24 protein-coding genes are annotated in these 26860 nt (G+C 44.4%); 16 read left to right on the top strand and 8 right to left on the bottom strand.

All coding sequences use genetic code 11. The annotated features are described in order from the left end of the window. Positions 1 to 316: 316 nt before the first annotated feature. Both OL444_RS08525 and OL444_RS08530 read left to right on the top strand, forming a co-directional pair. Positions 317 to 3754, top strand: coding sequence for a DEAD/DEAH box helicase (locus OL444_RS08525; protein WP_264733641.1), 3438 nt, complete (start codon positions 317 to 319; stop codon positions 3752 to 3754). Further along, positions 3732 to 4322, top strand: a complete 591-nt coding sequence (locus tag OL444_RS08530) for a hypothetical protein (protein ID WP_264733640.1) — start codon at positions 3732 to 3734, stop codon at positions 4320 to 4322. The genes OL444_RS08525 and OL444_RS08530 overlap by 23 nt, the downstream gene beginning before the upstream one ends. Before the next feature lie 69 nt (positions 4323 to 4391). On the opposite strand, the gene OL444_RS08535 is transcribed toward OL444_RS08530, so the two are convergent. After that, entirely contained in the window at positions 4392 to 4790 is a 399-nt protein-coding gene (locus tag OL444_RS08535) for a winged helix-turn-helix transcriptional regulator (RefSeq protein ID WP_264733639.1), read from the bottom strand. A 97-nt stretch (positions 4791 to 4887) separates the two neighbouring features. On the opposite strand from OL444_RS08535, the gene OL444_RS08540 reads away from it, so the two are divergent. After that, the gene (locus OL444_RS08540) at positions 4888 to 6120 is read left to right on the top strand and encodes a serine hydrolase domain-containing protein (RefSeq protein WP_264733638.1); all 1233 of its coding nucleotides are present in this window, start codon (positions 4888 to 4890) and stop codon (positions 6118 to 6120) included. Between the two features lie 125 nt (positions 6121 to 6245). Here the strand turns inward: OL444_RS08540 and OL444_RS08545 are convergent, their stop codons facing one another. Beyond that, positions 6246 to 7010 carry a hypothetical protein gene (locus OL444_RS08545; protein ID WP_264733637.1) on the bottom strand — a complete coding sequence of 255 codons (765 nt, stop codon included), beginning with the start codon at positions 7008 to 7010 and terminating at the stop codon, positions 6246 to 6248. Positions 7011 to 7229: 219 nt separating this feature from the next. On the opposite strand from OL444_RS08545, the gene OL444_RS08550 reads away from it, so the two are divergent. Together OL444_RS08550 and OL444_RS08555 are read left to right on the top strand one after the other, a co-directional pair. Continuing rightward, positions 7230 to 7796, top strand: a complete 567-nt coding sequence (locus OL444_RS08550; protein WP_264733636.1) for a Crp/Fnr family transcriptional regulator — start codon at positions 7230 to 7232, stop codon at positions 7794 to 7796. Between the two features lie 86 nt (positions 7797 to 7882). Beyond that, positions 7883 to 9025, top strand: coding sequence for an alpha/beta fold hydrolase (locus OL444_RS08555; RefSeq protein WP_264733635.1), 1143 nt, complete (start codon positions 7883 to 7885; stop codon positions 9023 to 9025). 3 nt (positions 9026 to 9028) lie between these two features. On the opposite strand, the gene OL444_RS08560 is transcribed toward OL444_RS08555, so the two are convergent. Next, positions 9029 to 9403 (bottom strand): hypothetical protein, encoded by a 375-nt coding sequence (locus OL444_RS08560; RefSeq protein WP_264733634.1) that lies wholly within the window; start codon positions 9401 to 9403, stop codon positions 9029 to 9031. Positions 9404 to 9407: 4 nt separating this feature from the next. Beyond that, positions 9408 to 9602, bottom strand: a complete 195-nt coding sequence (locus OL444_RS08565) for a hypothetical protein (RefSeq protein ID WP_264733633.1) — start codon at positions 9600 to 9602, stop codon at positions 9408 to 9410. Between the two features lie 88 nt (positions 9603 to 9690). On the opposite strand from OL444_RS08565, the gene OL444_RS08570 reads away from it, so the two are divergent. Both OL444_RS08570 and OL444_RS08575 read left to right on the top strand, forming a co-directional pair. Then, complete coding sequence (locus OL444_RS08570) at positions 9691 to 10335, top strand: TetR/AcrR family transcriptional regulator (RefSeq protein WP_264733632.1); 645 nt, start codon at positions 9691 to 9693, stop codon at positions 10333 to 10335. A 75-nt stretch (positions 10336 to 10410) separates the two neighbouring features. Continuing rightward, complete coding sequence (locus OL444_RS08575) at positions 10411 to 11166, top strand: SDR family oxidoreductase (RefSeq protein WP_264733631.1); 756 nt, start codon at positions 10411 to 10413, stop codon at positions 11164 to 11166. Positions 11167 to 11261: 95 nt separating this feature from the next. Here the strand turns inward: OL444_RS08575 and OL444_RS08580 are convergent, their stop codons facing one another. Further along, on the bottom strand, positions 11262 to 12767 hold the full coding sequence (locus OL444_RS08580) for an aminotransferase class V-fold PLP-dependent enzyme (protein WP_264733630.1): 1506 nt from the start codon (positions 12765 to 12767) through the stop codon (positions 11262 to 11264). 26 nt (positions 12768 to 12793) lie between these two features. Further along, entirely contained in the window at positions 12794 to 13456 is a 663-nt protein-coding gene (locus OL444_RS08585; RefSeq protein ID WP_264733629.1) for a DUF4395 domain-containing protein, read from the bottom strand. A gap of 233 nt (positions 13457 to 13689) precedes the next feature. On the opposite strand from OL444_RS08585, the gene OL444_RS08590 reads away from it, so the two are divergent. Next, positions 13690 to 14715, top strand: coding sequence for a sensor histidine kinase (locus tag OL444_RS08590; RefSeq protein ID WP_264733628.1), 1026 nt, complete (start codon positions 13690 to 13692; stop codon positions 14713 to 14715). Beyond that, positions 14708 to 15400: a LytR/AlgR family response regulator transcription factor gene (locus tag OL444_RS08595; RefSeq protein ID WP_264733627.1), complete on the top strand. Its 693-nt coding sequence runs from the start codon at positions 14708 to 14710 to the stop codon at positions 15398 to 15400. Before OL444_RS08590 ends, OL444_RS08595 begins: the two co-directional genes overlap by 8 nt. 5 nt (positions 15401 to 15405) lie before the next feature. Here the strand turns inward: OL444_RS08595 and OL444_RS08600 are convergent, their stop codons facing one another. Beyond that, complete coding sequence (locus OL444_RS08600; RefSeq protein ID WP_264733626.1) at positions 15406 to 16416, bottom strand: terpene synthase family protein; 1011 nt, start codon at positions 16414 to 16416, stop codon at positions 15406 to 15408. A gap of 175 nt (positions 16417 to 16591) precedes the next feature. Between OL444_RS08600 and OL444_RS08605 the strand changes: the two genes are divergently transcribed. After that, a complete protein-coding gene (locus tag OL444_RS08605; RefSeq protein ID WP_264733625.1) occupies positions 16592 to 17350 on the top strand; it encodes a GNAT family N-acetyltransferase in 759 nt (252 codons plus the stop codon). Positions 17351 to 17459: 109 nt separating this feature from the next. Here the strand turns inward: OL444_RS08605 and pdxR are convergent, their stop codons facing one another. After that, complete coding sequence (gene pdxR / locus OL444_RS08610; RefSeq protein WP_264733624.1) at positions 17460 to 18917, bottom strand: MocR-like pyridoxine biosynthesis transcription factor PdxR; 1458 nt, start codon at positions 18915 to 18917, stop codon at positions 17460 to 17462. An 89-nt stretch (positions 18918 to 19006) separates the two neighbouring features. Here pdxR and OL444_RS08615 point away from each other — a divergent pair, with 89 nt between their 5' ends. The 6 genes from OL444_RS08615 to OL444_RS08640 all read left to right on the top strand — a co-directional run bounded on the left by OL444_RS08615 (position 19007) and on the right by OL444_RS08640 (position 26860). Continuing rightward, positions 19007 to 19456 carry a GNAT family N-acetyltransferase gene (locus OL444_RS08615; protein WP_264733623.1) on the top strand — a complete coding sequence of 150 codons (450 nt, stop codon included), beginning with the start codon at positions 19007 to 19009 and terminating at the stop codon, positions 19454 to 19456. A gap of 1392 nt (positions 19457 to 20848) precedes the next feature. Continuing rightward, positions 20849 to 21295: a response regulator transcription factor gene (locus tag OL444_RS08620; RefSeq protein WP_264733622.1), complete on the top strand. Its 447-nt coding sequence runs from the start codon at positions 20849 to 20851 to the stop codon at positions 21293 to 21295. A gap of 91 nt (positions 21296 to 21386) precedes the next feature. Next, positions 21387 to 23948 (top strand): hypothetical protein, encoded by a 2562-nt coding sequence (locus OL444_RS08625; protein WP_264733621.1) that lies wholly within the window; start codon positions 21387 to 21389, stop codon positions 23946 to 23948. A gap of 15 nt (positions 23949 to 23963) precedes the next feature. After that, positions 23964 to 25223 (top strand): hypothetical protein, encoded by a 1260-nt coding sequence (locus OL444_RS08630; protein ID WP_264733620.1) that lies wholly within the window; start codon positions 23964 to 23966, stop codon positions 25221 to 25223. 14 nt (positions 25224 to 25237) lie between these two features. Next, complete coding sequence (locus tag OL444_RS08635; RefSeq protein WP_264733619.1) at positions 25238 to 25582, top strand: hypothetical protein; 345 nt, start codon at positions 25238 to 25240, stop codon at positions 25580 to 25582. Between the two features lie 24 nt (positions 25583 to 25606). Beyond that, entirely contained in the window at positions 25607 to 26860 is a 1254-nt protein-coding gene (locus OL444_RS08640; RefSeq protein WP_264733618.1) for a hypothetical protein, read from the top strand.

Here is a 26860-nt window from a genome sequence, read left to right on the forward strand (position 1 = left end):
ATCAACGTCACCCCCCATAGTAAATACTCGCTTTTAACAGATTCTTAACGGCTTGGCGGGAGCGTGGTAAATCAATAGGGGGATGTCTGCTTATTTTCTTTTGAAAAATATAATGATGGATGATAAACCAGGTTGCTGGCTTGATAAGATGAAGGTGAAAAATATAATTGTCTTTTGTATATTTTATTAATAAGCCATATATTTAATAATGGTTTTTAGCTTGTGAAATGATCCTCGCTGTTCAGTAGCCCCGGCATTGTTATAACATCCCTCATTTGGTCATAAGTACCAAAACCATTAAATCCATGTTGGTGACATGATAAAGTTTACAGCAAACTATTCCTATACGAACCCGAATTTTGTTGTCCAGAATCTGGTAACGCAGCCTGTTGATTCGCCCTATCTGTCGGTATATTATGTGATAAAAAATATACTGCAGCGGGGATGCCCGACGATGTTGTCGGAACACCTGCAGCAACATTTCGGAAAAGATTTTCAGCAGCGGGACGACTTTAAAACCCCCTTCCTGTTAATAGATACCGCGGTGCCGGTATGGCAGGATACCATCAAGGGCGATAAACAAAAAAACTATTATCCGGCAAAAACATTTTTTGAAAAACTGATTCCGGATCATTTTGGAGAATATGCTTTTATCCAGGCACTGTTGCTACCGGAAGCAGAGATTAATGATATTGTGCAGGAGTATAATGAAACATTTGTTGGCCAGGCAGTGGATTTTTTTCTGCCGCAGGCAAAGATGGTCATTGAAATTGATGGGCAGCAGCATAAGCGCGACGACCGGATAAGGGTACAGGATAATATCCGCGATACTTATCTGGCTGCCAAGGGGGTGACTACCTTCCGTATCCCATTGAAAGCCTTCAATGATGGCAGCTTTGTGTCTATCATCACTGACATCAAAAAATTTCTGGCGCTTAAGGAAAATAAATTACAACTATACCGCACCACTTTTCAGCAGTTACAAACGCATGGCATAGATCCTGTGGTGATGCAGGAGAAACTATTACCCACAGCCATCATGCGGTTGCAATTATTGATACTGGAGTTGCTCATCAATGGCCAGTTGTCAATAGCCGCTGACACCTGGCAGCTGCATCTGCAGGAAAGGGATGTCAGTGGTTTTGCGTCGTTGGCATTACAGGATCTGTTGATGTGGCTGGCCCCACTTTGTCAGCTGCGGAAACTACCGTTTACCGCACCCCGGCTGGATATACAGGTGACTACAGCGGATGGCGGAAAAATGTTGCCTAAGAAAGGGTACGTTAATATCGATTTTAGTTTGCTGAAACGCTATACAGATGAACATCTCCACGAAACAGATACCCTATTTGTACGCACAGATTATTTTGGGAGTGAACAAAATTATTTCGTTGCCAGCACCACATCGCCGGTGACTTATGCTATCATAAATGACGATAATGCCGATCAATCGGCCTTACGTTTTTTTCTGAAAAATATTTTTGATAAAGATGATTTTCGCGAAGGACAATTTGCCATTATTGCCAATGCACTGAGCCGGTGGGATACGATCGGGCTGTTACCTACCGGTGGTGGTAAATCTATTTGTTACCAGCTGGCCTGTTTGCTACAGCCCAGTATCAACTTTGTGGTATCTCCCATTAAATCCCTGATGTATGACCAGCAGGATAATGTAAAGTCGCTGTTGATCACGAATACCGGATTTATTACCGGCGACCTGCCACCGGAAGAAAAGGAGCGGGTACAAAGGGAGTTCTCGCAGGGGAAATACCTGTTTATCTGGATTTCTCCGGAACGTTTTCAGATAAAATCTTTCCGGGAATACCTGGCTGCCGTTAATAGCCGGTTTTCAATTGCCTATGCGGTAATTGATGAAGTACACTGTTTGTCGGAATGGGGGCATGATTTCAGAACCTCTTACCTGAACCTGGCCCGCACCATTCAGCAGTATTGCCGGGATGCGCGCTTCATTGGCCTTACGGCAACCGCTTCGGTGCACGTGTTGAAGGATATCAGAATAGAATTCCAGATCAAAGATGAGAACGTAAAAACGTTAAAGGATTACAGCAGAAAGGAACTGCAGTTTGAAGTGATTGCAGATAAAGGAAATAAGCTGGAGTTGTTAAAGAATAAGCTGCACCAGTTAAACCAGGTAGCTGATTTTATTGGTAAAAAAGATAAGGCGGCCCTCATCTTTTCGCCGAATGTAAATGGGCCGTTTGGTTGCTATGAATTGGCTAATTATATCAATACGCTCTATCCGGATCAGGCCCGGTTTTATTCCGGGGAAGTGCCGGTGATGAATGAGTATGATGACCAGGGTAGAAAGACCAACCGTAAGATACCGGTGATGCCGCCGGAGGAGTTTACCCGGTATAAAAACGAAGTGCAACATCAGTATAAGCACAATAAATTTCCCTTACTGGCTGCTACCAAGGCTTTCGGAATGGGGATCGACAAACAGAACATTCATTATACGATTCACTACGGTATACCGGGATCGGTAGAATCTTTGTACCAGGAAGCCGGAAGGGCCGGGCGGTGGAACAAATCTCTTCCGGAGAACCAGGATGTCGTAGCCCGTTGTCTGGTATTGCATTCGCATGAAACAGTAGACCCTCAGCTGGTAGACGAGATTTTTGATGTCAATACAGATATTGCACGGATTGCGGAGATCAATAAGGAGGTGGGATTTTCCGGTAAGGATATTTTCAAGATTATCTTTTTATTCCTGCAGGGACATAAAGAAATCACAGAAGATTTTATCCTTATCCGCTTTCTGATAGATCATTATTTTAAGGCAGACAGTATCGTTAAAGTATTCTGGAGAGACGCCATCCGGGAATTAGCTACCTATAGTCAGCAACACTATGGCAAACTCCTTACTGTAAAAGAAACAGAAATTCAAAAGGGGATTTACAAGCTTAGTTTATTGGGCATTGTGAAAGACTGGACAACAGATTTTGTAAACCTGTATGAAGTATCTTTTCATCAAATGCAGGAAGCTGCGGTACTGTATACCCTGACAAAGTATATTCATAAATATGAACCTACCACCAACGTGGAAGAACAGGTGCGCATGGTAAAAAAAGATAACCTGACAGATCAGTGCATTTGCTTTTTGTTGCAATGGACCTGGGATAACATTGTGTACAAGCGTCGGCAATCCATTAAAACGTTATCAGACTGGTGTCTGGACTTTAGAAACAGTGAATTCTTCAAACAAAGAATAGATACCTATTTCCAGTTTACAGAAACGACTTTCATCCTGCAGCATATTGCAGAACATCCGAAGGAATATGCACAATGGTTTGAACTGTTTTATCATCATGAACGACTGATAGACGCCGAAACAGCGGCGCGTTTAAGGGATGGTCTGAGCCGGTTCCTGGAAAGCTATCGCTCCAATGTAGGGTTGAATGTGATCAGTGGCCTGGTGCGTTTGCTACTGCAGGAATTCGACGATACGGATGGCAGGCCGCGGTTGGAAAATGCCCTGGCGCAATTCCCGGCATTATTTACTACCGGTGAGCAGCAACAAATCCTCGCAAGAATAATTGCATTGGGTTGTCTATTACCGGAAGAAAGCCGCTATACATTGGCAGAAACCCTCGTACCGTTTTATCCCGACCAACGGGAATACCTGGCAGAAGAACTGCAGGTTATTTACTTACTCGATCGCCCCCTCAAAGACAATATCATCACGTTAAAAAAACTGAATCTTCACTTATATGAGCAGCTTACAAAAATTTAACAGTACCCTCGAAGATTTTGATAAAGAGATTACCAAACTTAAATCCGTTGGAGAAGTATTCAACGAGATACGCGCATTGGCCGCCAGTTACGAAACCGTGATAGGTAGTATTGCACAAAGTAATGCTGCGCTGGAAAATGTGCTGCAGCAACACCTGACCTTTCAGGATAACGTAAAGGATAAAATCAGGGAAATGGCGGCCCAGCAGGCGCTGTATAAAACAGACCTTCAGCAGTTACTGGAGTCCAAAATAGCAGACCTCCGGGAACAGCAGAAAAAATTTGAGAAAGTACTCACGGAAGAAGTAGAGCAGCTCCGCAAAGAAAACAAACAGTTCTATCGTGATCTGGAAGAAACGCTGCGGATAAAATTATCGGAACATAAATCGGAGATCAAAAAGTTTGTAACAACTGCAACAGAGTCTGCTACGACTCAGGTAGTGAAGGCTTTGGAAGCGCATACTGCTGCTATTCGTCAGCAACAGCAAAAAATATTGCTGGCCGTACTCCTGACAGGTGGTGTGTTGATCGGGGCGGTAGTCTTTGTCATCTACCGCCTGCTGCAGTAACCCGCTGAAACAGAAAAGTGGTTTTAAAGCCGCCCCCTGTTCGGTTAACGCACGGGGGCTGGTGGGGGCTTAACAAATCGGCGTGATGGTGAAGGGACCTGGTTCCTCACCCTCCTGCCGGGTGCGGTGGCGTTTTCCCCAGGCGCGCAGATAATCCCATACCGGCAATAACTCGCTGGCACTATCGGTCAGCGAATACTCTACCCGGGCAGGTACTTCCGGATATACCGTACGGTTGACCAGTCCATCCCGCTCCATTTCACGTAAATGTAAGGTGAGCATACGTTCTGTTACATTGGCGATTTTCTTCTTTAGCTCCGAAAAGCGCGCCGGCCCGTATTTTAACTCATAAAAAATAGACAGCTTCCACCTGGCGCCGATGAGGTCCATGGCATAGGCTTCTGTACATATGGCGATCAGGTTTTCCTTGTTGGAAAAGTTGGTAGAGGATTCTTTTATCTGCTTCATCCTTACATTTTTGTTCGGTACTTACAATCCAATGCAGGCTTGATTTTACACCGTTGGGTGCCCTACATTTGCCAGACAAATTTAAACAACTTAAGTCATGAAAACTATTGTCGCCACCGTTTTATGCAGCATGGTATTATCTGCTGCCGCTCAGGTGACCCCCGCTGCCAATCTGCAGCGTATAGATCAGTTTGTAACCCGTGAAATGGCAAAAGGAAATGTGACCGGCGCCACGGTACTGATTATTAAGGATGGTCAGCCTGTTTATAACAAAGCTTTTGGTTATGCAGATGTGCCCAGTAAGCGGCCTATGCAGCTTGATAATATATTCCGTATTGCTTCCTTTACCAAAGCGGTAACCAGCGTAGCGGCCCTGATATTGCTGGAAGATGGCCGGTTCCTGCTGGACGAGCCGGTATCCAAATACATCCCGGCTTTTAAAAACCCGAAGGTATTGGTAGATTTCCATGCGGCGGATAGCAGTTATACCACCCGGCCGGCTGCCCGGGAGATTACCATCCGCGACCTGATGTCACATACCTCCGGTATCGACTATGGCGCCATTTCCCAGGACCCGGCCATGCAGGCGATTTACGCCCGGGCCGGGGTAACAGTGGGTATCGGATCGCATAGTACCCTGGCAGCTGCGGTAAACAAGGTGGCAGCATTGCCATTGAAACATGATCCCGGCGTGGCCTGGACTTACGGCCTCAATACCGATATCCTGGGGTATCTGATAGAAATCTGGAGTGGGATGTCGCTGGATGCTTTTTTCCGGACCCGCATTTTTGAGCCGCTGCAGATGAAAGATACCTACTTCCGGATACCTGCTGCCAAAGCCGGCCGGCTGGTTACCTTGCAGCAACGGGGCGAACATGGACTGGAGCCGGTGACCGGAACTATCTTTGAAGCTACACAACCCGGCTATCCATTTGATGATAACGTATATTTTTCCGGTGGCGGCGGTTTAAGCGGTACCGCTGCGGACTATGGCAGATTTCTGCAGATGCTGCTCAATAAAGGTGTGTACAAGGGGAGTCATATCATCAGTGAAACCGGTGTATCGTTGCTGCTGCGTAATCAGCTGACCGGTACTGCCAATGCGGAGGCCTTCCAGTTTGGTTTAGGGGTAGGTGTCGTCAATAGCCGGAATAAATTTGTATATCCGATGAATGAAGGATCTTTTTACTGGATTGGTGCTTTTAATACCCATTACTGGGCCGATCCGAAGGAAAAACTGATTGGTATTATACTCACACAACAACATTATCCGGAGAACTTTTTCGGGCTGGGGCAATACCTGCAGCATTTGGTGTACGGGGCCTTATAGTCCGTTGCATACACGCTGGCAATAAATGATCCGTTACCTGATACTATTCGATGAAAAGAATACTAGCAGGTAACGGTTTTTTAATGGCTGATCCTATTTATTTTACAACTATGGGGTTAAAGGTATTAGTTGTGATGGCGTTGTTTTAATTGTTGTATGTCCGATTGGATAGCAGCAATTGATTTTTGTTGTTGTATAAGATAAAGGGTAAGCTCCTGTATTTTATGTAACAGGGCTTCATTCATTTTTCCCAGGTCTACCCCTTCTGTGGTCATCGTTTTCGCGGATGGAATACCTGGTAATTGATGATGGGTGTTGATGTACTGTTCAATGGATGATAAGGCCGGCAACTGATAGTGGCGATTGAATACGGGGGTGTTTTTAAAACCGGATTGAACTACAATGGAAGAGGCATTGATCAGGCCTGCTACGTTTAATTTGTAATTACCCGGGGTAGGGGCGCCGATGCCTACCGTGCCGTTTTGTTTCAGGGTTAACAGGGTGTTGTAATGGATGTTGGCGCCGGTATTGCCGGCTGCAGACGAACTGTGAAAGGTAAAGTCGCCGTTGTTGGGATTGAACTGGATGGTACCGCCGTAGTTATTGACACTACCTGCGCCGTATTTCCAGTTATTGTCGTCGACGTAGGCATTGAAGCCTACATTGGGCCAGTTGCCCACGATGTAAAGGGGCCATAGTCCTCCGAATTGCGATTGCGTGGAGGTGGGGTTTTCCACTTTAATGCGGCCTCCTGATACATGTAGCTTAGCGGCCGGAGATAAGGTTCCAATGCCCACATCCCCGCTGGCGGGAAATGTATTGGATTGGCCATCACTACCGGTAGCCAGCAGCAACAATAAGGCAACAGGCAAAATGAATTGTCGGATCATGCTGGGATGGTTTAGGGTCGTTCATAAAGGAGCTGTTGTAAAGCTTAGGCTTTTCTTCTTTGAATCAGGATAGTTGTATATCGGTTTTCTTTTTTATAGGCTATATTCGGGATAATTTTCTTGTTATAAAGTTAGGATACACCGGCGAAATATAATGGCAGCTATTGTCATCGGAGCATAATAATTCTTCTGGCGAATATTAAAATAATAACAATAATAATGACCCATCTCTTACGTGAGGAAATCGAAAAAACCATTCTGCTTACTGATGAAGAATTTGATTTGGTGTTGGCCGCATTCAAAAAAAAGCAATTCAAAAAGCACCAGTTTATCGTACAAGAGCAGGAGCCGGTATTATACGAACATTTTATTTTGTCCGGTTTAGCAAAAGCGGCGCACCTGGATAAGGAAGGAAAAGAGCATATTACCCAATTTGCTTTTGAAGGTTCCTGGATAACAGATCCCCATGCTTATCACAGTATCGTACCGGCCTCCCTGAATATTGATTGTCTGGAAGACACGGAAACACTGGCGCTTTCCCGGGAAGATCGGGCTTATTTGTATAAGCGGGTGCCCAAAATGGCCGTCTTTTTCAGCGAAAAAACAATCGCAGATTATATCACGTTGCAAAAAAGAACCCTTTGTCTGATCAGTACGAATGCCAAAGAACGCTATGAAAGCTTATTGTTAAGGCATCCAACCCTATTGCAGCGGGTTTCCAAAACGCATATTGCCTCTTACCTCGGGCTTAGCAGGGAAACCTTAAGCCGGTTGCTCACTACCTGACGTGATATTTATCACGCGCTTTTAGTAATAAATGTCCTTCCTGTTCAAAAGTCTCCACCGGAACTTTGCGATTATATTCAAGCAAGATGAATTTTATTGTAAAAGCAAGATGGATGCTACTGGTAGCCTGTTTAGGTTATGACCAAAGTGGCAGCGCAGTAAACAAAGCAGCGATGGAACAGGAACAAGCAGGCAGGAGGTCCGTTGCCAGTCAAACGGCAGATACCTTATCCCTATTCCGGGTAAATAATTTCCGGTTGCAGCAGGGGACGGTATTACCACAGGTCACACTGGTATATAAAACAATCGGTAAGCTATCTCCCCAAAAAGATAATGTGATTTTAATTCCTTCCTGGTTTGCCGGTACCCACCGGGATAGTGAACAATTTTTGACCGGTAGCAACCGCGCGCTGGATCCGGATAAGTATTTTATCATCTTTACCAATATGCTGGGAAATGGTGTTTCCAGTTCTCCCAGTAATACGCCCCCGCCGTTTCATGGGCCGGATTTTCCGGCAGTTACCCTGACTGATAATGTAACACTACAGGCTAAAATGCTGCAGGAAGTATGGGGGATTAATAAGATTAAGCTGCTGGTGGGTTGGTCAATGGGCGGCATGCAAAGCTATCAGTGGGCTGCTTTATATCCGGAGCAGGTAGCTGCTATGGTTGTTTTTTGTGCGGCTGCCAGAACCGGGCATTATAACCAGGTTTTTCTGCATGCCCTGGAAAGCGCGATAAGATTGGATCCTGTCTTTAACAACGGGCATTACCAGAAGACGCCTGTTGGCGGCCTGAAAACATTCAGTGCCATCTATGCCGGTTGGGGCTTTTCAGAACCGTTTTACCGGAAAGAATTATTCCGGCAGTTTAAGGCAACGACGGCCCTGCAGTTTATCCAAACCTTTTGGGAGCCCAATTTTGCAAGCTATGATGCCAATGATGTGTTATCGATGATGGATACCTGGAAAAACGGAGACATTAGTGCCAATGAAAAATACCAGCATGATTTAAAACAGGCCTTGCAGGCCATCCGGGCTAAAACAATCATTGCACCTGATAGGTACGACCGGTATTTCCCGCCGGCAGATAGTGAAAATGAAGTGAAGTTCCTACGGGATGGTCGGTTAAAAATAATGGAATCAGAATGGGGACATATGACGATGTTTAACCGCGAAGATATACCGGCTTTTGATGCACCTATCCGGCAGCTGCTGGAAGGGAAATAGCCACTATGGGTATTCCTGACGGGCTGTTGCCGGCCTGCCATGGAAGCAATAATAAAACAGACTCCCTGCAAAATAGGCTACTACATCCCAGATATCCCGGGTATATACCGGTGAGAGGCGAGGCATCAGCCATTCAAATACTACAGAGGTATATACAGCCATGAATAAGAGGTAGAAAAGCGGATAGGTATATTGTTGATTCCGTACAATAAACAGGCGGGTAAATGTAAGTGCAATATGTGCCATCGCCGGTACTGCGAGGAAGTCGGTCAGATGGCCGTTTAGCAGTGGTACCGGCTGATGCAGGTACCGGCAAAGGTGGATAATACCCCACAGCAGGCAGTAGCTGATGAATAAAGGATCGAATAACCGTTTCATATGTTTACAATACAAACATGATAGCGCCTCCCAACAGTAACGTTACCATTAATGCCATTACTGCAAACAGACAGAAAGCGCTGTTTTTTAATATTCTGGCAGCAATACTATCTGTTGGTTTGATGGGGAAGGCGCTGTTTCTTAACCTTTGTATTAAAGGCTTCCCTTCTTCGTTCAGGTCTTTATCTTCGTTCTCCATGATTGTTTTATTTAGAACAAATGTACTAATTAATTCAGGGCAAATGTACTAATTTTTGTGTTTAGTACAAATGTTCTAAATTTGATTCATGGATACTAAAACGCTAATACTGAAAACAGCGCTGGAATTATATAACAGCCAGGGGGTGCATACCATTACCAGCCGGCATATTGCGGCTAAAATGGGCATTAGTCCGGGCAATCTGCATTATCACTTTAAACATACCGATGAGATTATTAGAACTTTATATACACAGTTGTCAGCAGACTTCGATGCCATTGTATCTGTAGCCGAATCGCCGGAGAATGTGCAACTGGAAACCATACATGCTTTTTTCATCCGTTCTTTTGAATTGGTGTATAAATACCGCTTTATCTTTTTACATTTTGTAGAAATCAGCCTTCGTATTCCGGATATCCGGAAAGACTATTATGCCCTTACTCAACGCCGGGAAAAACAATTTATCGCCATTTTCGAGGAGTTGAAATCCAGGGGTATATTCCGGAAAGACCTGACGGAAACATTACAACAGGCCCTGGTAACACAGATCTTTATTATGGGCGATTTCTGGCTGTCCAATAATGAACTGACACTCCGGTTAAGAGGTAGTAAGGCCATTAAGCATTATAGCAACATCTGTTACATGATGTTTTATCCGTACCTGACACCGTCAGCCAGGTCGAGTTTACGGGATATGGAATGGGGCCAGGGAGGAAATCTAAAAAAATCCTGATTACACATTCCCGCAAGTTTCGGGTTTTTATAGCATACAATTAGTACAAACTTTGCCGCTCACATTTAATGTAAGATGATGCAACAGTTTAAGAACAAAGTATGCCTGATTACCGGTGGTACAAACGGAATGGGCTTCGCCACCGCACAGGAATTTATTGCAGCGGGCGCCAAAGTGATCATCACCGGCAGAAGCCAGGAGACGGTAGATAAAGCGCTGGCAGCATTAGGTGAGGCTGCTACCGGTATGGTATCAAATGCCGGGAAAATGGCCGACATTTTTTCCCTGCAGGAACAGGTGAGAAAACAGGCAGGGCATATTGATGTTTTGTTTGTAAATGCCGGCTATGGCAAATTTGCGCCCATAGAAATGGTAGATGAAGCACATTTTGATGAGCTGTTTGATATGCATGTAAAAGGCGCTTTCTTTACCGTGCAGCAATTGTTGCCACTTATCAATAAAGGAGGGGCCATTATTTTCAATACCTCTTTTGTGACTGCCTTCGGTATGCCTAATTTTTCTGTATATACGGCCGCAAAGTCAGCTGTTCAATCTTTTATCAAAACCTTCTCTACAGAATGCACCGCCAGAAACATCCGGGTAAATGGTATCAGTCCGGGACATATCAAAACCAACATCTTCAATAACACAGGTTTAACACCGGCAGATATTGAAGGGGTGATTGAAAGTATCCTGCCTGCTTTGCCATTCAAACGTTTTGGAGAACCGGTGGAAATTGCGAAAGCCGTACTTTTCCTCGCATCTGATGATGCAGCCTATATTCACGGCACAGAACTGCTGATCGATGGCGGCCTGTCCAATGTGAAATAAGCGATGCCGGGAGCTGGTACATGCTGGTGCCGGCCGGATTCACCCGGTATACCTACGGAGCAGTACACCGGGTGAATTTTTGTATAGCATCCGTATTATCCGGAGATGTTAAACCAGGTTTTGATCCTGTTCTGTTCTGCGGCTACAGGACCTTTGAAGATATATTCGTTATGTGCGGTATCATAGATATAATCTTTTTTCCACTCCTGAAAGCTGGCAGCAGTACAGGTAATGGCATCCATGATGTAATGGAGGTCTGCATCGGTCATGGTAGGATGAACAGATAGTCTGACCCAACCTGGTTTACAATGCAGATTACCTGCCAGGATCTGATCTCTGATGGCATGGGAGGTGGATTGATCTACCTGCAGTAACCAATGTCCGTAAGTACCTGCACAGGAGCAGCCGCCTCTTGTCTGAATACCAAATCGGTCATTCAGTATTTTTACAATGAGATTGTGATGTGCACCATGTACAATAAAGGAAATAATCCCCAACCGTTTTTTGATATGTCCCGCCAGTACTGTGATGTTGTGGATGAGAGCAAATCTGTCGAACAGCAACTGCAACATTTCTTCTTCCCGTCGGGCGATGTTTTCAACACCCATCGCTTCTTTTAGCCGGATACACATCGCTGCTTTTATGCCCTGTAAAAAAGGCGGGGTACCACCATCTTCTCTCTCCGTGATATTTTCTGCATAGTCATGCTCCTGCCAGGGATTGGTATACACCACTGTTCCGCCTCCCGGTTGATCAGGGATACTGTTGGTATACATTTTCTGATGAAAAATCAGCACGCCCGGTGTACCGGGGCCTCCCAGAAATTTATGGGGTGAAAAGTAAATAGCGTCCAGGTGTGCATTCCCGGTGGCAGGATGCATATTAATCTGTACATAAGGGGCAGAACAGGCGAAATCCACAAAACATAAGCCGTTATAGGCATGAATCATTCGGGCTATTTCATGATAGGGTGTCTGAATACCCGTTACATTGGAGCAGGCGGTAACGGCTGCTATCTTATTTTTCCGGTGCCGGTATTGTTCCAGCAGGCTGTGGAAGTGTACCAGATCCACCTGCCCGTTTTCATCACAGGCTATGATTTCTACCTGCGCGATCGTCTCCAGCCAGGAGATCTGGTTGCTGTGGTGTTCCATATGCGTGATAAATACAACCGGCCGTAGTATTGCTGCTATAGGGAAGTCCGGTTGCACAGTATAGTCCATGATCCGTTCCGGTATCCGCAGCCCCAGGATGCGTTGCAGCTTATTGACAGCGCTGGTCATACCACTACCACAAAATATCAATACATCGTCACTGCTGGCATGTACATGTTGTTTGATGATGTTTTTAGCTTCCTGGTATGCCTGCGACATACAGGAGCCGGTAATACTGGCAGTGGTATGGGTATTGGCAACAAATGGGAGGATCTCCTGTTGCAGGCTGGTTTCGATGGGTCCATATCCTCTGCCACTGGCGGTCCAGTCGGTGTAATAAATCCTTTTTATGCCATAGGGAGAGGTAAAAGTTTGCTCGCGGCCTATGATCTGATTGCGGAACGGCGAAAAGAAATCTTCCGGGGTATTGGTGTTTGTCAGGAACATAACAATGTCTTTAAGCTTATAGAATATTACCGGGATTGACTGGTGTCGCTTTTGCCAAACAATGCATGCGGGTATTTGTGATATACGTCCTTAAACAATAATCCTGTAAGTATCATGAATACGGTAAATACAATAATGATGAGCAACTGAACCGCTGCTATTTTCTGAATCTCCTGTCTGCTGCTGGTATCACAGACTTCCCCACTACAGTACTGCACTTTTCTTTTATAAAACAGGGGGTAAAATTTACAGCCTAAACAAATGCCGAAGGAGGATTCAAAAAAGAGAAATACCAGGCAAATAAGGCAGATAATGCCTGTTATAGGGCTATAACTATTCACTACTACGAGTAAGATGAACATGGTGGCAGACAGTACCAGGCCAATCGTCCAGGCGAACTTTTTCTGCGCAGCGCCCACATATTCAGGGGTTTGATTCCTGACAATCAAGCGGCCTATGATCAGGGAGGGAGAAAACCTGGGCGAAATAAATACCCGGATCAGGAAATCAGCCAGGAAAGCAGTAATGAAATACTTAATCAGCAGGAAATTGGATTCAAAAAGAATGAGCATGAGAGAGAGTAGGGCTAATACAAACAAGATGCCTGCTGCTGCACGTATTTCTCTTTCATTCAGTACAGGAATATCATATCCTGGTACGGTTTCTCCAAATGTGATGGTGTTCTTCATTTTTGGTTGTTTTATATTGTATTGCCTGCAACCTATTCAATTAAACAAAATATAAGGAGGCAATGTCAACAAACGACCGCTTATAGTATACCAACAACGGAGTACTGTCAATGGTTGTAATCTGCCGATAGCAAGGCCGGCATTAAATGTTTTATTTTAGTCTTTTAGCATTATTTTTATCCGGCATTCGTTGCCGCCAAAGCCAGCCGGACAATTACGATACACAAACCAACATGAAGATCGTCGCCTTTATAAAGCAGTTTAAATTTTATCTATGGGTAGGGTTAGCTTATCTGTTTCTGATGATGCTGGGTATGCTATCAGAAGGGACCGATAATTTTGCCGTAAGGCTAGTCAATCAATCCTGGCAGGCAATTTATATAGTGGGTATCAACTACTTATTTTTTGAGCATATCCTACCGCAGTTATCGCGGAAGCGACTGGGGCGCTCCTTTTTACTGTTGGCGGGTCAGATTTTTTTGTCATCTTTCGGACTGTATATGTGGCGACAGGTCGGGATTCAGTTACACGTGCATACCCCGCTACCCAATCCGCCGGATGTAGGCGATCACTTCGGATCTGCTTTAGGCTCCTTTTTCTTTTTTGGTATCATCCGGAATTTTTACAATTATACCATACTCCGACAAACAGCCCAGCAACTGCGGATAGAGAAACAGGCCGCAGAATTAAACTACCTGAAGTCACAGACCAATCCGCACTTTTTGTTTAATACACTAAATAATATATACTCCCTGGCAAGAGATAAGTCGGATCTGGCGCCTGAATCTATTTTGCGGCTGTCGAAGATCTTGCGCTTTATGCTGTATGAAACCAGCGGAAGGTATATTGCGATAGAAGAAGAATTGAAGATCATAGATGACTACATTGCCCTGGAAAAATTGCGCTACGACGACTCCCTGCGGGTGAGCTTTCATCATAATATAGAAGATCGCAAACAGGCGTTGCCACCGCTGTTGCTGATGCCCCTGGTGGAAAATGCATTTAAACATGGGGTATCCGAGACGAGGAATCAGCCATTTGTGGATATTCACCTGTCGGTAAACCAGCGGCAATTAACCTTTTATGTGAAAAATTCTACCGAATCATTTCCCGGAGAAAAAGCGGTAAGAGAAAATATTGGCCTTTCCAATCTAAGGCGTCAGCTGGAATTGCTTTACACGGATTTCAGTCTGACGGTTCAGCCGGATACGGGGGTGTTTACAGTTACTTTAAATATCAATCTTGCCAGTCATGTCTAAGATAAAATGTATTTTAATTGAAGATGAACCTTTGGCGGCGAAGGTGCTATCAGACTATATTTCGGAGGTGCCGTTCCTGGAACTGCAAGGCAAGTTTAAAGATGCTATTCTGGCAACAGATTTTTTACGGACAAACGATACGGATCTTATTTTTTTAGACATTCATCTGCCTAAATTAAAAGGGATGGCTTTTCTGAAAACACTGACCCATCCGCCGGCCATTATTATTACTACTGCCTACCATCAATACGCGGTAGAAGGTTTTGAGCTAAATGTAACAGACTACCTGTTGAAACCATTTGAGTTTGAACGCTTCTTAGTAGCCGTCACCAAAGTGAAAACCGCATATAGCGAAAAACAAGTGCCCCTCGCGCCCGCAGAAAATAAAGACTACCTGTTTTTAAATGTGGATAAGAAAAAGGTGAAAGTATTATTTGCGGATATTGTTTACATAGAAAGTCAGCGGGAATACATTAAGATCGTAACAACCAAAAAAGAATACCTGTCAAAAATGAGTACACATGAGATGGAGCGTTTGTTACCCGGTCATCTTTTTAAACGTATTCACCGGTCATTTATCGTGTCTGTCAGCAAGATAGAATCCTATACCGCAGAGATGGTGGAAGTAAATGGTGTGGCTATTCCCATTGGACGAGGATACAAAGAGGTGATAGAAAATTTATAGCATGGTCAGAGATAGGATTCTGTAAATCCATGTTGTCCCGGGGGAATGATGTTATCCTCGTGGTATTTTTTAGTAGCACGTCCCCAGAGATAGTAGCCAGACATGAGTGTGCTCAGTCCTGTAATGTATAATTGCAGATCCCGGGTTTCCTTTTCGGAGAGATGCAGTATCTGGCTAAGTACTGGTGTTTCCTGCGCCAGTGACTGGAAGCGGGTACTCCAGTTATCGATCAGCTGGAGGGTAATTTCCAGTGCCGCTGTTTGAGAACAGTGGTGTAGTTGCTGCAGACATGCCACAATATTGTGTAGCGTGTCGTTGCGGATTTCCTCTTTTCTGAGAGAATGAATATCATTGGCTGCGTCGATGATATCGCAGGTAAGCGTAATCATTTCCTGTAAAGTATCGATGGATAAGAGCTCCGGGGAAAGCTCATAATGGCCGGTTCGCTCCAGCATATCAATGGCGATGCGCATAAAGCCGGTTTCCCTGCGTAATACCAGGAAATCTTCCAGGTTTTCAAAGACAGCAGTTGTGCGGTTATGCTCCACTTCCACCACCATGGCTTTCAGGTAGTTTTCCCATGACAGGCAGTGTCGTGTATACCAGGAAGGAGTAGCACCTGCACGGTTCCTGGAGAAATAGGCCGCATAGGTCTGTACCAATGGCGAATCAGGAAAATGCAGAACAGGATCACCCGGCTGCATTAATCGGATCAGATCCTGTATGACTTTTGCCACCTCATCGGTTTGGTTGGCCAGCACACCATCAAACTGATCATCCAGAAACGTGGCAATGCAAACAGACAACACCGCAATATCCAGTTCTTCTCCTGTGGCATCCGGATACCAGCGGGCGCCTAATCCCGTGATATCCATGTCGAGATAACGTTTTACCGCAGCATCGCTTTTCATCAGTCCACAGGCACGTAACCAGGCTAAGGTGCGTTGGCGAATCCCATCGATATCCACATTTATCCGGGATGGAAATGGAATGTTGAGGACTAATTCCTGTATCATAAGCTGTTCAATGGCGTTTCAATAAGCAAGTTAACAGATCATACTGAAATAAAGTGGTAGCGTAGTATCATGGCAGCGAGGATGTGCATAAGTGAATTGCTGAATCAGTAACTTTATCCAATGAGGGGGAAAGGAGTGATTTCACGGGAATTATAAATAAACGAAATTAAATAGGATGACAGCTATAACAGGCACAGAAAAAAATAGCCCTTTATTTTCAACGATCATTACGGATTATTGGCGAACGTCCATGTTGAGTGGTGATACGTGCTATCGTGATGATAACTTTATTGTTACTGTCAACCCGGATCTCGACGAAGATAACCGCGTGATGGTATTGACAATGACCGACGGCGAGGTAATGGTGGTGCTCACACCTGCACTGGCAGATAAATTAGGTCTTTACCAACGACAAGATTTGTCGGAGTTGGTTTTTTATCAGCTGCTGAAAGAAGCTGGGGGTGCCCTGCATGGAGCCGATTATCTTTTTTATTTTTCGGAAGCGGATAAGCAGCTGTTACTGCAGGAAAACGAAGCCGGTAATATACGTCGTTTAACAGCAGCCGATGCGGAAGTATTCGCCGCATTTCAGGCGGCTGCTTCAGCGGAGGATCTCGATGGTGCTTATGTGGAATTGGACCATTGGGTGGTATTCGGTGCTTTTGAGCAAAACCGGTTGGTTTGCGCTGCCAGTATGTATCCCTGGGATGGGCAACGCATCGCAGACCTGGGCGTACTGACGCTGGAGGATTGCAGAGGTAAAGGCTATGCCCGCAAAGTAGTACGTAGCATTTGTAAATATGCTTATGAACAAGGATACGAACCGCAGTACCGGTGCCAGCTCGATAACCTCGCCTCCGTATCGCTGGCGAAAGCGGCGGGCGTAACATTGTTTGGACAGTGGGACTTCGTGGCGGCTGATTCCAGGGTGTGATAACCGTACGAAGTATGTATGGAGGGGGTGAAAGTAGTACGGCGGTTGAAGCGTGCGACGCAAGGATGTTACATCGAGCTTCAATGGCCGGGCTCATCATCCTGACTATTTATTTTTTCTTTATCTGCCGGATGTTTTTTTCCAAAAGGGCTACAGCTAATGTGAGTTCTTTTTCATCTAAAGAAGCAAATCCGAATCGGAAGGCATTTTGTGCAGTATCAATTTTGCTGATGCGGAGTTGAGGACCAGCGTTTATCTTTTCTACAGCCAGGTGGGGTTTGAGTTTGATCCAGATAGCCATACCGCCGGAAGGTAATGTATAGGAAATGTGCGTACTTAATTTTTCTTTCAATAAGGTATCCAGAAAATCCCGGCGTTGATGATAACATTTCTTCGCTTTTTTCAGGTGCCGTTTGAGTTCACCTGCTTTTATCAGTGTAGCTAAGGCATTTTGCATATATCCATCGCCGCCTACGTCAATGGTTTCCCGGAGTGCGGTACATTGTTGAATGAAATTCTTAGGCGCCACAGTAAAGCCTATACGAATAGAAGGGTCCAGTACTTTGGAAAAAGAACCAATGTAAATAATATTGCCATTATGCTGTGCACTGGCTAATGGTAGATAAGGTGACGACGTATAATGATATTCATAGTCGTAATCATCTTCAATAATAACAAATGAAAATGCTTTGGATAACGCCAGTAATTTCATTCTTCTGTCTACACTCAATGTTACGGTAGTAGGGTAATGATGATGGGGAATCACATATACCACATTGATTTTTTTCTTTTTACAAATGGCTTCGATGGCATCCGTATCAATACCTTCTTCATCTACCTTCACTTCGATGATGTTGGCGCCCGTGCCGGCAAAGGTTTTGTTGGCAATCGGATAATTGGGCTTACCTACAATTACATTGGATGCAGGATTAAGCAGCAGGTGAGCCGATAAATATATACTCATTTGTGCGCCGTGTGTAATCAACAAATTATCGGTAGTGATATTGAGTCCCCTGGTTTCAGACAAATATGTAGCCAGCTCCTGCCGGAGATATAACGCTCCCTGGGTATTGCCAATACCTGCTTTTTTAGCGGTGTATTTTCTGGCGGTCAGCGAGCGGTAGGTTTTCAATAGATCATCAATGGGCGACAGCCGTACATCCGGATGGCCATCATCTATGATCACCTCGGGTATCGTAGCTACATTCTCATCTGGTGTATTTTTATCTACCAGCCTGAAAGGCATGCGTAAGTCATTGTCGTAGGGCGCCTGTACATGAGAGGGGCTCCATTTTTTAAACTGCAATAATGGAATGCTTTCAGATACCGCTACGTATTTTCTGGGAACAATTACAATCCAGTCCTGCGCACTCAGTTCTTCATAGGCGGCAATGACTGTTTTGCGATGTACTCCCAGGATTTTGGCCAGATCACGACTGCCCGGCAAATGGGTACCAGGTTTTAAAATACCATTGCTGATGGCATGGATGATAGCAACGGCGATTTGCCTGTAAATACTGACTTTACCCTCTTTTTGAATGCTAATAATATGATTGAATGAAAACATGTTGGACTACATAATTTGTTCAAACTGGACTACAAATGTAGTCCAGCGGGATGGTAGTTTTGTGGCTCAAACAGAAAATTATTTTAACAATGGATTTCAAAATCAAAAAAGCTACCCTGGAAGATTTGGAAGAGACAGCCGTACTGTTTAACCTGTACCGTATTTTTTACCGCCAGGAATCGGATGTTGAACGAGGGAAAGCCTTCCTGAAAGCACGTTTGCTGCATAATGAATCGGATATATTCCTGGCTGTAGCTGATGGTAAAGCGGTAGGGTTTGTACAATTATATAAACTGTTTCACTATACCAAACTGGAAAAGCAGTGGTTACTGAGTGATTTGTTTGTACATCCTGACTATAGAGGAAAAGGTATTTCTATAGCCCTGATAGACCGGAGTAAACAATGGTGTGAAGAGACTGATGCCTGTGGCCTGATGCTGGAAACGGAAAAAACAAATGACATCGGTAATCAGCTATATCCCCGGTGTGGATTTGAATATGATGGTTTACATAATTATTATCACTGGTGGAAAAAATAATAACGCGCCAGCTGGTTTATATGCACACATAATAGGAGCGCGGCTGTCTTCCATATCAGAATACAGCCACGCTGTGTGCCATAAGATGTTTACACAAAAGAACGGTGGATGGGAGGTTATCCCATCAGCAATAAGTAGCGCTATAGCGCCATATAGCGATATGACGAAACAGGTGTGTGAAAGTTATCAGTAAACAATGTTGATAGCAGTCAGGCACATTTATAGCGGTGCGTCGTTCATTTCTGACAACCTTTTCAGTTGGTCTGTTTTTAGTGTGACAAGATGATAACGACAACTTATTTTCTCCATTCTTGGCAATGGTTTGCTTTATGAGCAGCCATAGCAATAACAATGGTCATTTACGCAGGCACCATAATCGCAATTGGAGAACTGATAGCAATTTCTGTCGCAATAACTTTGCTGACAAGCGAAAGATGTTTCATTGGATCCACCACCTTTAACGACTTTCAATTCGTTTCTTGTAAGGCGTTTGCTGGAATCTTTGAGCTTTTTCATGGTTTGAATTTTAAAGGTTTAGAAAAGAGTCAGCCGTTGATAGTTGTGGTTTTATAGCGGCTAACGGGTGTACAGGTTGTTGTAATGAAAGAAGGTGTAGAATTTGCAGGTAAACATGGTAATGCAGACAAAGTGCTACATGGTTGTTTGGAATCCAGGTTGATAATAAAAATAGGTTATCATGCTGCTTTTAGGTTGCATGGGGTAAATAAATTGGTTGAAGGATAGGGGATTTATCGGTGGTTTTACAGTATAGCCATGGGAGCAATCGTTGGTAGAGCTATTCCTTCCTCTCATTAATTGAAGCTGGCCCGGAATGCGGAAGGGGATACGTTCGTTTTCGATTTAAACAGTTTATTGAATGATGCCGGATGCGCCGGTTATAAGCCCTACCTTACCATTTAATACCATTTGCTTGTTGTTTTTGTAAGACAAAGGTGATGCATTATTCAGGGGGGCTGTTGTCCGGATCTCTGATTGTATTTTCCAAATCTCATGCGTGGGATATGCAGTCAGATTTTAATAAACGTCAACAGCAAGAAAGTGTGGTTTGATAAGCTGGCAGAATTATTCCTTGTATATAAGCTATTTTTTAGTAATTTTATTTAGGGACCCCCAAGCTAAGTTCATATCGGTTTTCCTTTAAATTACTGTCTGAATCCTCAATTCAGGCGGAACAATCCTTCAGAAGAAAAGGTTTACGTCACATTTTAAGTTATTAGGTATTCTGGCTGTCAGGTTCTGATGATAATAATTGTAATTACCCACTGGTAAGGTAAATCAGATCAAGGATGAGTAATCTGTCTGTTTCATTTTATTAAATGTATCCGGTGATTATTCACCATACTTGTCTGATGCGTGTTTTTTATCTTTATCATGCATTGCGGACTTAATATCAAAATTTCATCTCCCTCAGGACAAGAAAACAGGGAAGTTGTTTTTTTTGAACCTAAGGAATGGAATACTGATTCGGAGCGGGATCTCATTGCCCGACTGCAGCAATTGTTCCTACTATTGCGTGCAGAAAGTCATGCTATACACATTCTGATAAAGGTGGAAACCAGCGATGTCATTGGTACTGAAATAACCATACGAAAAAAAATACAACGGGAGCAGGAAATATGCTATCCTCAGCTCAGTGCCAGGGAAATTGAAATACTGGGGCTCATCATGAAAGGATATACCAACCAGGAGATAGCCATACAATTGAATATCAGTTTTGAAACCGTACGCTCGCACCGTAAGAATATCCTGGGGAAAACAGGTGCTAAGAATACCGCGGCCCTTATCCATTATTACCATCAGACCTTTTTCGAGAAATGATTTCCCCTGATTCACCCTTTAGGGTGATTGTTAACTTTTGGTCTCCGGTCTACTTTTATATTCACATTCCTCACCCTACAATTTCATTTGTATGGATACATATACAAGCACTGATTTTGTGGCCCAACTGGCCGAATATGAAACTCCTTTCGCAGATCCGGGATTACGTGAAGCTGCAACAATTACCACAGCATCCGAAGGTAGCGCATATGAAAACCTGCAAGGGTACGAAAGCCCATTTGCCTCATCATACGAAACCATGGAGTCCATGGAATATTCCCCCTATGCGAAAGAGTTTGCTCATTTCACTGCAGCGCTGCATGACAGAGAGTTTTCTGAAACCTTATATGAAATGGCTGCTGAAATGGAAAACGTGGCTACTTCCAATTTCACTGATGAAGCGCCTACTGCAGAGCGGTATGCAACGATATCGCTTCGGCAATCGGAAGAATATCTTGCACCTGTAGCGCTTGAAGCAGAAAAAATGATTGATAAAGTAAATGAGGCGTTGGGACTCAATCATTTTGCAGATCAGAATGAAGCGGGGATAGATCATTTTTTCAATGAGCTGTCAACCATGAATCATGGCTTAATGCCTGCACAGGAACAGTTCCTGAAATCCCTGGGAAGAAAACTGAAAGGGGTAGTCAAAGGTGGTCTTAAAATAATAGGTAAGATCGCTTCCCTGCCATTAAATTTATTATTGAAACGCATCAAGCCTTTGGTTAACCGTATATTAAGGGGCGTACTCCGGTTCGGTATTTCTAAATTACCGGCTGGTTTACAGCCTTACGCCCGTACGCTTGCAGGTAAGTTACAAGTAAGAGAAGCCGGTGAAGCAGGAGAGCTGGAGGCTGAAAACCCTACTACTGCAAATCTGGAAGCGTTGCAGCTGGAATTTGACCAGCAGGTAGGTCAACTGGTGTTTGCTTCCAACGAACAGGAAGCAGCAGAACTGATGTCTGAATATGAATCCTCCTGGGAAACTACTGACAGAGAGGTCCTGAATGAAGCAGAAGACGCCAGCCAGCCGTCTCTTCAGGCGGCAAGGGAACAATTGATGCTGGAGCTCAGCAAACTACCAGAAGGAGAAAGTCCGGCGCCGGCTTTAGAACGTTTCCTGCCTGTTGCATTAATGGCAGTACGGCCTGTATTGCGCCCAATTATCAGTATGGTAGGACGGGATAAGATTGTTGGGTTAATTGCGAAAATATTAAGTATACCACTTAAAGCTGTTATCCCACCTAAAATAGCCAATGTACTGGCATCCAGTATCAGCAGTATTGGTTTAGCGGGGCTGGGGCTGGAAACCAGTGAGGCCGGCCCGGCTCTTGGACAGGAGGCCATTGTAAATACCATCCAGGAAACCATCCAGCACCTAAGGCCAATGGATGAAACCATTCTCTCCAACCAGGAATTACTGACGGCGGAGGTACTGGAGTCTTTTGAACAGGCTGTGATGAATAATTTCCCTGCACAGTTTGTGAGAAAAGATTTGCAAACAGGCGATCCGGAAGGTGTATGGATCATGAAGCCAAGAAAGGGGCCTAAGCATTTATACAAAAAATACTCAAAAGTATATAGTGTTAATATCACTCCCTTTGTATTGAAAGCGGTAAAGACTTTCGGATATATTCCGCTGTCTTCTTTTGTAAAAGACAGACTGGGTTTGGATCCTGCCAAGCCTATACAGGCAAGAATACATTTGTACGAATCTATCCCCGGCACAAAGCTATCGCAAATCAGTAGTAGTGAAAAGAAAACGCAGGGGCTGTCGGTGGCGGGCGGTTACGTACAGCTGCATCCCCTTTCTGTTTGCGCGGCAGCCATGTTGCTGGGTAATCCGGCACTAGGGGTAGAGGTGGACCAGCAGTTTTTGAGCACCCCTCACAAAATTGGTGTAGGTCAGCGCTTTTTTTATCTGGAAATCCCGGGTGCAAAACTAAAGATTGTATCCGGTGGCCGGCCGGCAGGAGTAAGCGATATTCAGGGCGTGATAGATTTTACGAAAGGAACGATTCTGCTGAATTATTTTTTCAGTGAAGAAGAGGCAAAAGGGATAGTTGGCAGATTGAATATGAGTGATTATGGGGGAGCTGCCCAAAGCATGTCTAAATCAGTATGGGTGACGCTGCACAATATTCTCCTTAAAGATGTGAAGAGCAAGGTTAAAATCATACATGAAGCCGTGCCGGAACTTTATCTCGAAAATTATACAGAACAGGGGGAACAGTTTCTTCCGAACATTATTGGAGGAATAACATCCCGTTTGGGAAGTCTGGCAGGGAAAATATTACCGGGAGGAGGAACCGCTGCTGCATCAGGAGCTGGCGCATCTGGTGGTGGTGGTGGAATAGGTCAAACCATTCTGATAAAGTTGATAGAAAAAGTAATTGATAAACTGGTGGATGCTGCTTTTAAGGCACTTACCAATTATTTCCGTGGCCGCGCAGCAGAATTTAAACAGGCACAGGCTGCACCGGCAGATGGGGTTACCGTAAAAATATTCTGGATGGATGTTCCCGGATTAACGCAACTGGCGCCGGTAATCAGCGCTATCAAAGGAAAGTTGTCACTGGGAAATATCACCAGTGCACTAGCCATGGTACCTCTTCCTGATATTCAAATAAAAGCAGGAAAACAGTTTAATTAATTTTCAACACCGGTTATGCCCGTTCTCAGCAATATTGTATACGCGTCCCTGAAGAGGCAGATAACACATTGGCTGCAGGCAGCTTCCCGCCTATCTGCGCTGGATCACCTGGCATCATTAAATGCCTGGCAGGGGCTTGACAATGCGATTGTGCAATCCCTGCGCAAATCATTGCAAACGGGTATTGCAGAAGTAGTGGGGTTAGGGAAAAGTCTGGCCGTTCAGCTCGAACTTTCAAAAGATCAGCAGGAATGGAATATGCTGAGAAAAGGTGTGATAACACTCCGGAATAAATACCTGATGGCAGAAGAAACCATCCATTTTTTTACGGTGGCTGTTAATTCCAGAACAACTCCCAATGTAGCAGCTTTGCTAAGGGCCTGTGATATATTGTGTGTAAAGAGTATGGAAGCATTGCTGAAACCACTGGGAAAGGAGGCTCCGTTGGTGCTCACCTATATTGATAAAGGTATTGGTGCTTCTATTCTAAAGGCAGGATTGCGTTTGTGGGATGGGAATATAAGTACAGTCGCGGCTGTTAAAATCACCCAACATAATCTTTTTCGCCCTACTGCTATCATCCATGAAACAGGACACCAGATTGCGCATATACTTAACTGGAATGAAGAATTGGCGGATGGGCTGCGGAAGGGGCTTCACAGCTACCCGCCACAGGTAGGAATGGCATATGCAGGATGGGCCAGTGAAATTGCTGCGGATGCATTTGCGTTTGTACATACAGGTTATGCTGCCGTTGCCGCATTAAGTGATGTATTGAGTGGAGAAGCATTTACGGTTTTTGCTTTCCGTGCAAAAGATCCTCATCCTATTTCGTATGTACGGGTGATGATGAATATTGCCATGTGTAAGGCCTTTTTCGGAACAGGTCCCTGGGATGATCTGGCCACTGCTTTTGAGAATGATTATAATATCGACCGGGCGGAGTATTTGTCTGTTCCGCTTATCAGATCCTGCATGGAGGCGATGCCGGAGGTGATCAATATTATTCTGCGAAATAAATACCGGGCCTTCGGCGGGCAGTCATTGTCACAGCTGATTCCGCCTGCTGCCGTTAGTCCAAAGGAACTGAATAAGCTGGAATATATAGCTGGTCCGGCATTATTTACATCCCATGCATGGATATCAAAAGAATGTTTGCGCCTGCTGGCGTTGATCGGTTATAAGATAGGCACCGGGCAGGGAGATCTTGCTGCACTATACAAATTACAGGAAGAATGGATGATTAAGCTGGGATTTTCTATTCCATTAAACTAATCAATCAAAAGTATATGGAAGACTTAATTCAGAATATCTATAACATATCTGCACTGATCGATGGTTTAAGGTTCACCCTGCAGGATAAAATGAGGGCAGGTAAAATGCATGACGTGGCAGAAATCTGTAAGACCATTAATTCCCACCTGGTATACCTCGAAGAAATGAAAGCGGCATTAAGAATATTAAAAGGCGAAACAGATGATCCATTATCGGATAAAGATGAAATAGACCGGATCAATGGTAGAATTGCCGGTGTACTAATGGGCGGCGGCGGGGCCAATATACGACCGCCACAACATAGTGCCCCACCACCTTTGCCTCCTCACTGGCATGAAACAATTGTAACAGATAAATAGGGTATTAATCTAAAATAAATCTATATGGATATCCTTGATAATATCATCTACGCGCATCTTAACAGTAAACTGCAAGATAATACGCTCATTCATAGCGATTTTATACCTGATTTTTCTGCTCCGGCTCCCAAGCCGGTGAATGCCACCAGGCCGGTGAAAATTTATACCTATTCGCCGGAAGACAAATTTAAGTACCAGGCGTATGAAGATGTCAGCTCTATCGAGAAAGCTATTAACCTGCATTGGTATGATGTCAATAATGCAAAAAAATATAAGTTGCCGGGCGGAGAGACCGTCAGTGATTTCGCTATAACGACTACTTATCACCTGATATCGCCCTATCTGATAGAGAATACCAAGTTGTTACTGGTCATGGAAAAGTTAATAGAGAAATACATGCATGATGAAGACCTGGGGTTGGCTGTGGGTATGGCCAACGGAGAAGTGGTATTTAACTGGTTACAGAATGCGGAAAAATTATTTTTCAAAAGTGATTATCCGCGAGCCGGTAATGTACGCAGCCTCTTGCGTACCAGCGCCGATGCTACCAGACGGAATGCCTATTGGCGTATGTTTGGAATGGACCTGGCATTCGGTGATAATAATCCTGGTACAGGCTATTACAAAGCCCAGGCGTCCAATCAGGAGTTTGTAGCGTTGTTTGAAAAATATCTTGCAGAAATATGGCAGGGGTTTCAGAATGCCAGAAATACATCCGGCCCCAACACAACAGATGTAAATGTCATCTGTGAACTGGCCATTGACCTGAACGACAGACTCCTCGCCAGAAGAGGAGCTGCATTAGGTACTACTAAATATGCCAATCAGAACCTGGCAAGAGAAGAGTTTGCGGCGGTATTGATCACTACCTGGTTTACACTTCCTTTTACTTTTAATAGTCCTTTTGTGGAATTGTTTAACCTGAAATCAAGTGTGATTGGTGATCGGGTGGCCAGAGCAGGTAACAAAGCCGGTATCATGATACATAACAAAAGTCAGGCGTTGTTTGAAATGGCCGGCCCGGCTGCCATCGTTTTATCTGCCATTGAACTGGGGGATGCCCTTACTGATCCTACTTATATACAAGGCTTGTTATCCAGTCTTAATCCAGGTGTTGTACGACCCGTAGAGGCGGAACTAATGAATCATTTTCTCACCGTTATCAATAATTGGGAAAAAGCCACCAGTCATCGTATCAAGAACCCTGCTGCCAATCTTAACGGAAAGGTGGTTATAACAGATACGACCCGCAATAAGTTGGGGTTACCATTGAAATGA

This window comes from Chitinophaga nivalis, from assembly GCF_025989125.1.
GTDB classification, from domain to species: Bacteria; Bacteroidota; Bacteroidia; order Chitinophagales; family Chitinophagaceae; genus Chitinophaga; species Chitinophaga nivalis.

Excerpts from the sequence above, each read along its gene's own strand:
- OL444_RS08565 (WP_264733633.1), bottom strand. The coding sequence starts at position 9,602 with ATGGAGAACGAAGATAAAGACCTGAACGAAGAAGGGAAGCCTTTAATA.
- OL444_RS08640 (WP_264733618.1), top strand. The coding sequence starts at position 25,607 with ATGGATATCCTTGATAATATCATCTACGCGCATCTTAACAGTAAACTG.
- OL444_RS08550 (WP_264733636.1), top strand. The coding sequence starts at position 7,230 with ATGACCCATCTCTTACGTGAGGAAATCGAAAAAACCATTCTGCTTACT.
- OL444_RS08580 (WP_264733630.1), bottom strand. The coding sequence starts at position 12,767 with ATGTTCCTGACAAACACCAATACCCCGGAAGATTTCTTTTCGCCGTTC.
- OL444_RS08575 (WP_264733631.1), top strand. The coding sequence starts at position 10,411 with ATGATGCAACAGTTTAAGAACAAAGTATGCCTGATTACCGGTGGTACA.
- OL444_RS08620 (WP_264733622.1), top strand. The coding sequence starts at position 20,849 with ATGCATTGCGGACTTAATATCAAAATTTCATCTCCCTCAGGACAAGAA.
- OL444_RS08585 (WP_264733629.1), bottom strand. The coding sequence starts at position 13,456 with ATGAAGAACACCATCACATTTGGAGAAACCGTACCAGGATATGATATT.
- OL444_RS08595 (WP_264733627.1), top strand. The coding sequence starts at position 14,708 with ATGTCTAAGATAAAATGTATTTTAATTGAAGATGAACCTTTGGCGGCG.
- OL444_RS08635 (WP_264733619.1), top strand. The coding sequence starts at position 25,238 with ATGGAAGACTTAATTCAGAATATCTATAACATATCTGCACTGATCGAT.
- OL444_RS08540 (WP_264733638.1), top strand. The coding sequence starts at position 4,888 with ATGAAAACTATTGTCGCCACCGTTTTATGCAGCATGGTATTATCTGCT.
- OL444_RS08535 (WP_264733639.1), bottom strand. The coding sequence starts at position 4,790 with ATGAAGCAGATAAAAGAATCCTCTACCAACTTTTCCAACAAGGAAAAC.
- OL444_RS08545 (WP_264733637.1), bottom strand. The coding sequence starts at position 7,010 with ATGATCCGACAATTCATTTTGCCTGTTGCCTTATTGTTGCTGCTGGCT.
- OL444_RS08530 (WP_264733640.1), top strand. The coding sequence starts at position 3,732 with ATGAGCAGCTTACAAAAATTTAACAGTACCCTCGAAGATTTTGATAAA.
- OL444_RS08615 (WP_264733623.1), top strand. The coding sequence starts at position 19,007 with ATGGATTTCAAAATCAAAAAAGCTACCCTGGAAGATTTGGAAGAGACA.
- OL444_RS08570 (WP_264733632.1), top strand. The coding sequence starts at position 9,691 with ATGGATACTAAAACGCTAATACTGAAAACAGCGCTGGAATTATATAAC.
- OL444_RS08625 (WP_264733621.1), top strand. The coding sequence starts at position 21,387 with ATGGATACATATACAAGCACTGATTTTGTGGCCCAACTGGCCGAATAT.
- OL444_RS08525 (WP_264733641.1), top strand. The coding sequence starts at position 317 with ATGATAAAGTTTACAGCAAACTATTCCTATACGAACCCGAATTTTGTT.
- OL444_RS08605 (WP_264733625.1), top strand. The coding sequence starts at position 16,592 with ATGACAGCTATAACAGGCACAGAAAAAAATAGCCCTTTATTTTCAACG.
- OL444_RS08590 (WP_264733628.1), top strand. The coding sequence starts at position 13,690 with ATGAAGATCGTCGCCTTTATAAAGCAGTTTAAATTTTATCTATGGGTA.
- OL444_RS08630 (WP_264733620.1), top strand. The coding sequence starts at position 23,964 with ATGCCCGTTCTCAGCAATATTGTATACGCGTCCCTGAAGAGGCAGATA.
- OL444_RS08600 (WP_264733626.1), bottom strand. The coding sequence starts at position 16,416 with ATGATACAGGAATTAGTCCTCAACATTCCATTTCCATCCCGGATAAAT.
- OL444_RS08560 (WP_264733634.1), bottom strand. The coding sequence starts at position 9,403 with ATGAAACGGTTATTCGATCCTTTATTCATCAGCTACTGCCTGCTGTGG.
- pdxR (WP_264733624.1), bottom strand. The coding sequence starts at position 18,917 with ATGTTTTCATTCAATCATATTATTAGCATTCAAAAAGAGGGTAAAGTC.
- OL444_RS08555 (WP_264733635.1), top strand. The coding sequence starts at position 7,883 with ATGAATTTTATTGTAAAAGCAAGATGGATGCTACTGGTAGCCTGTTTA.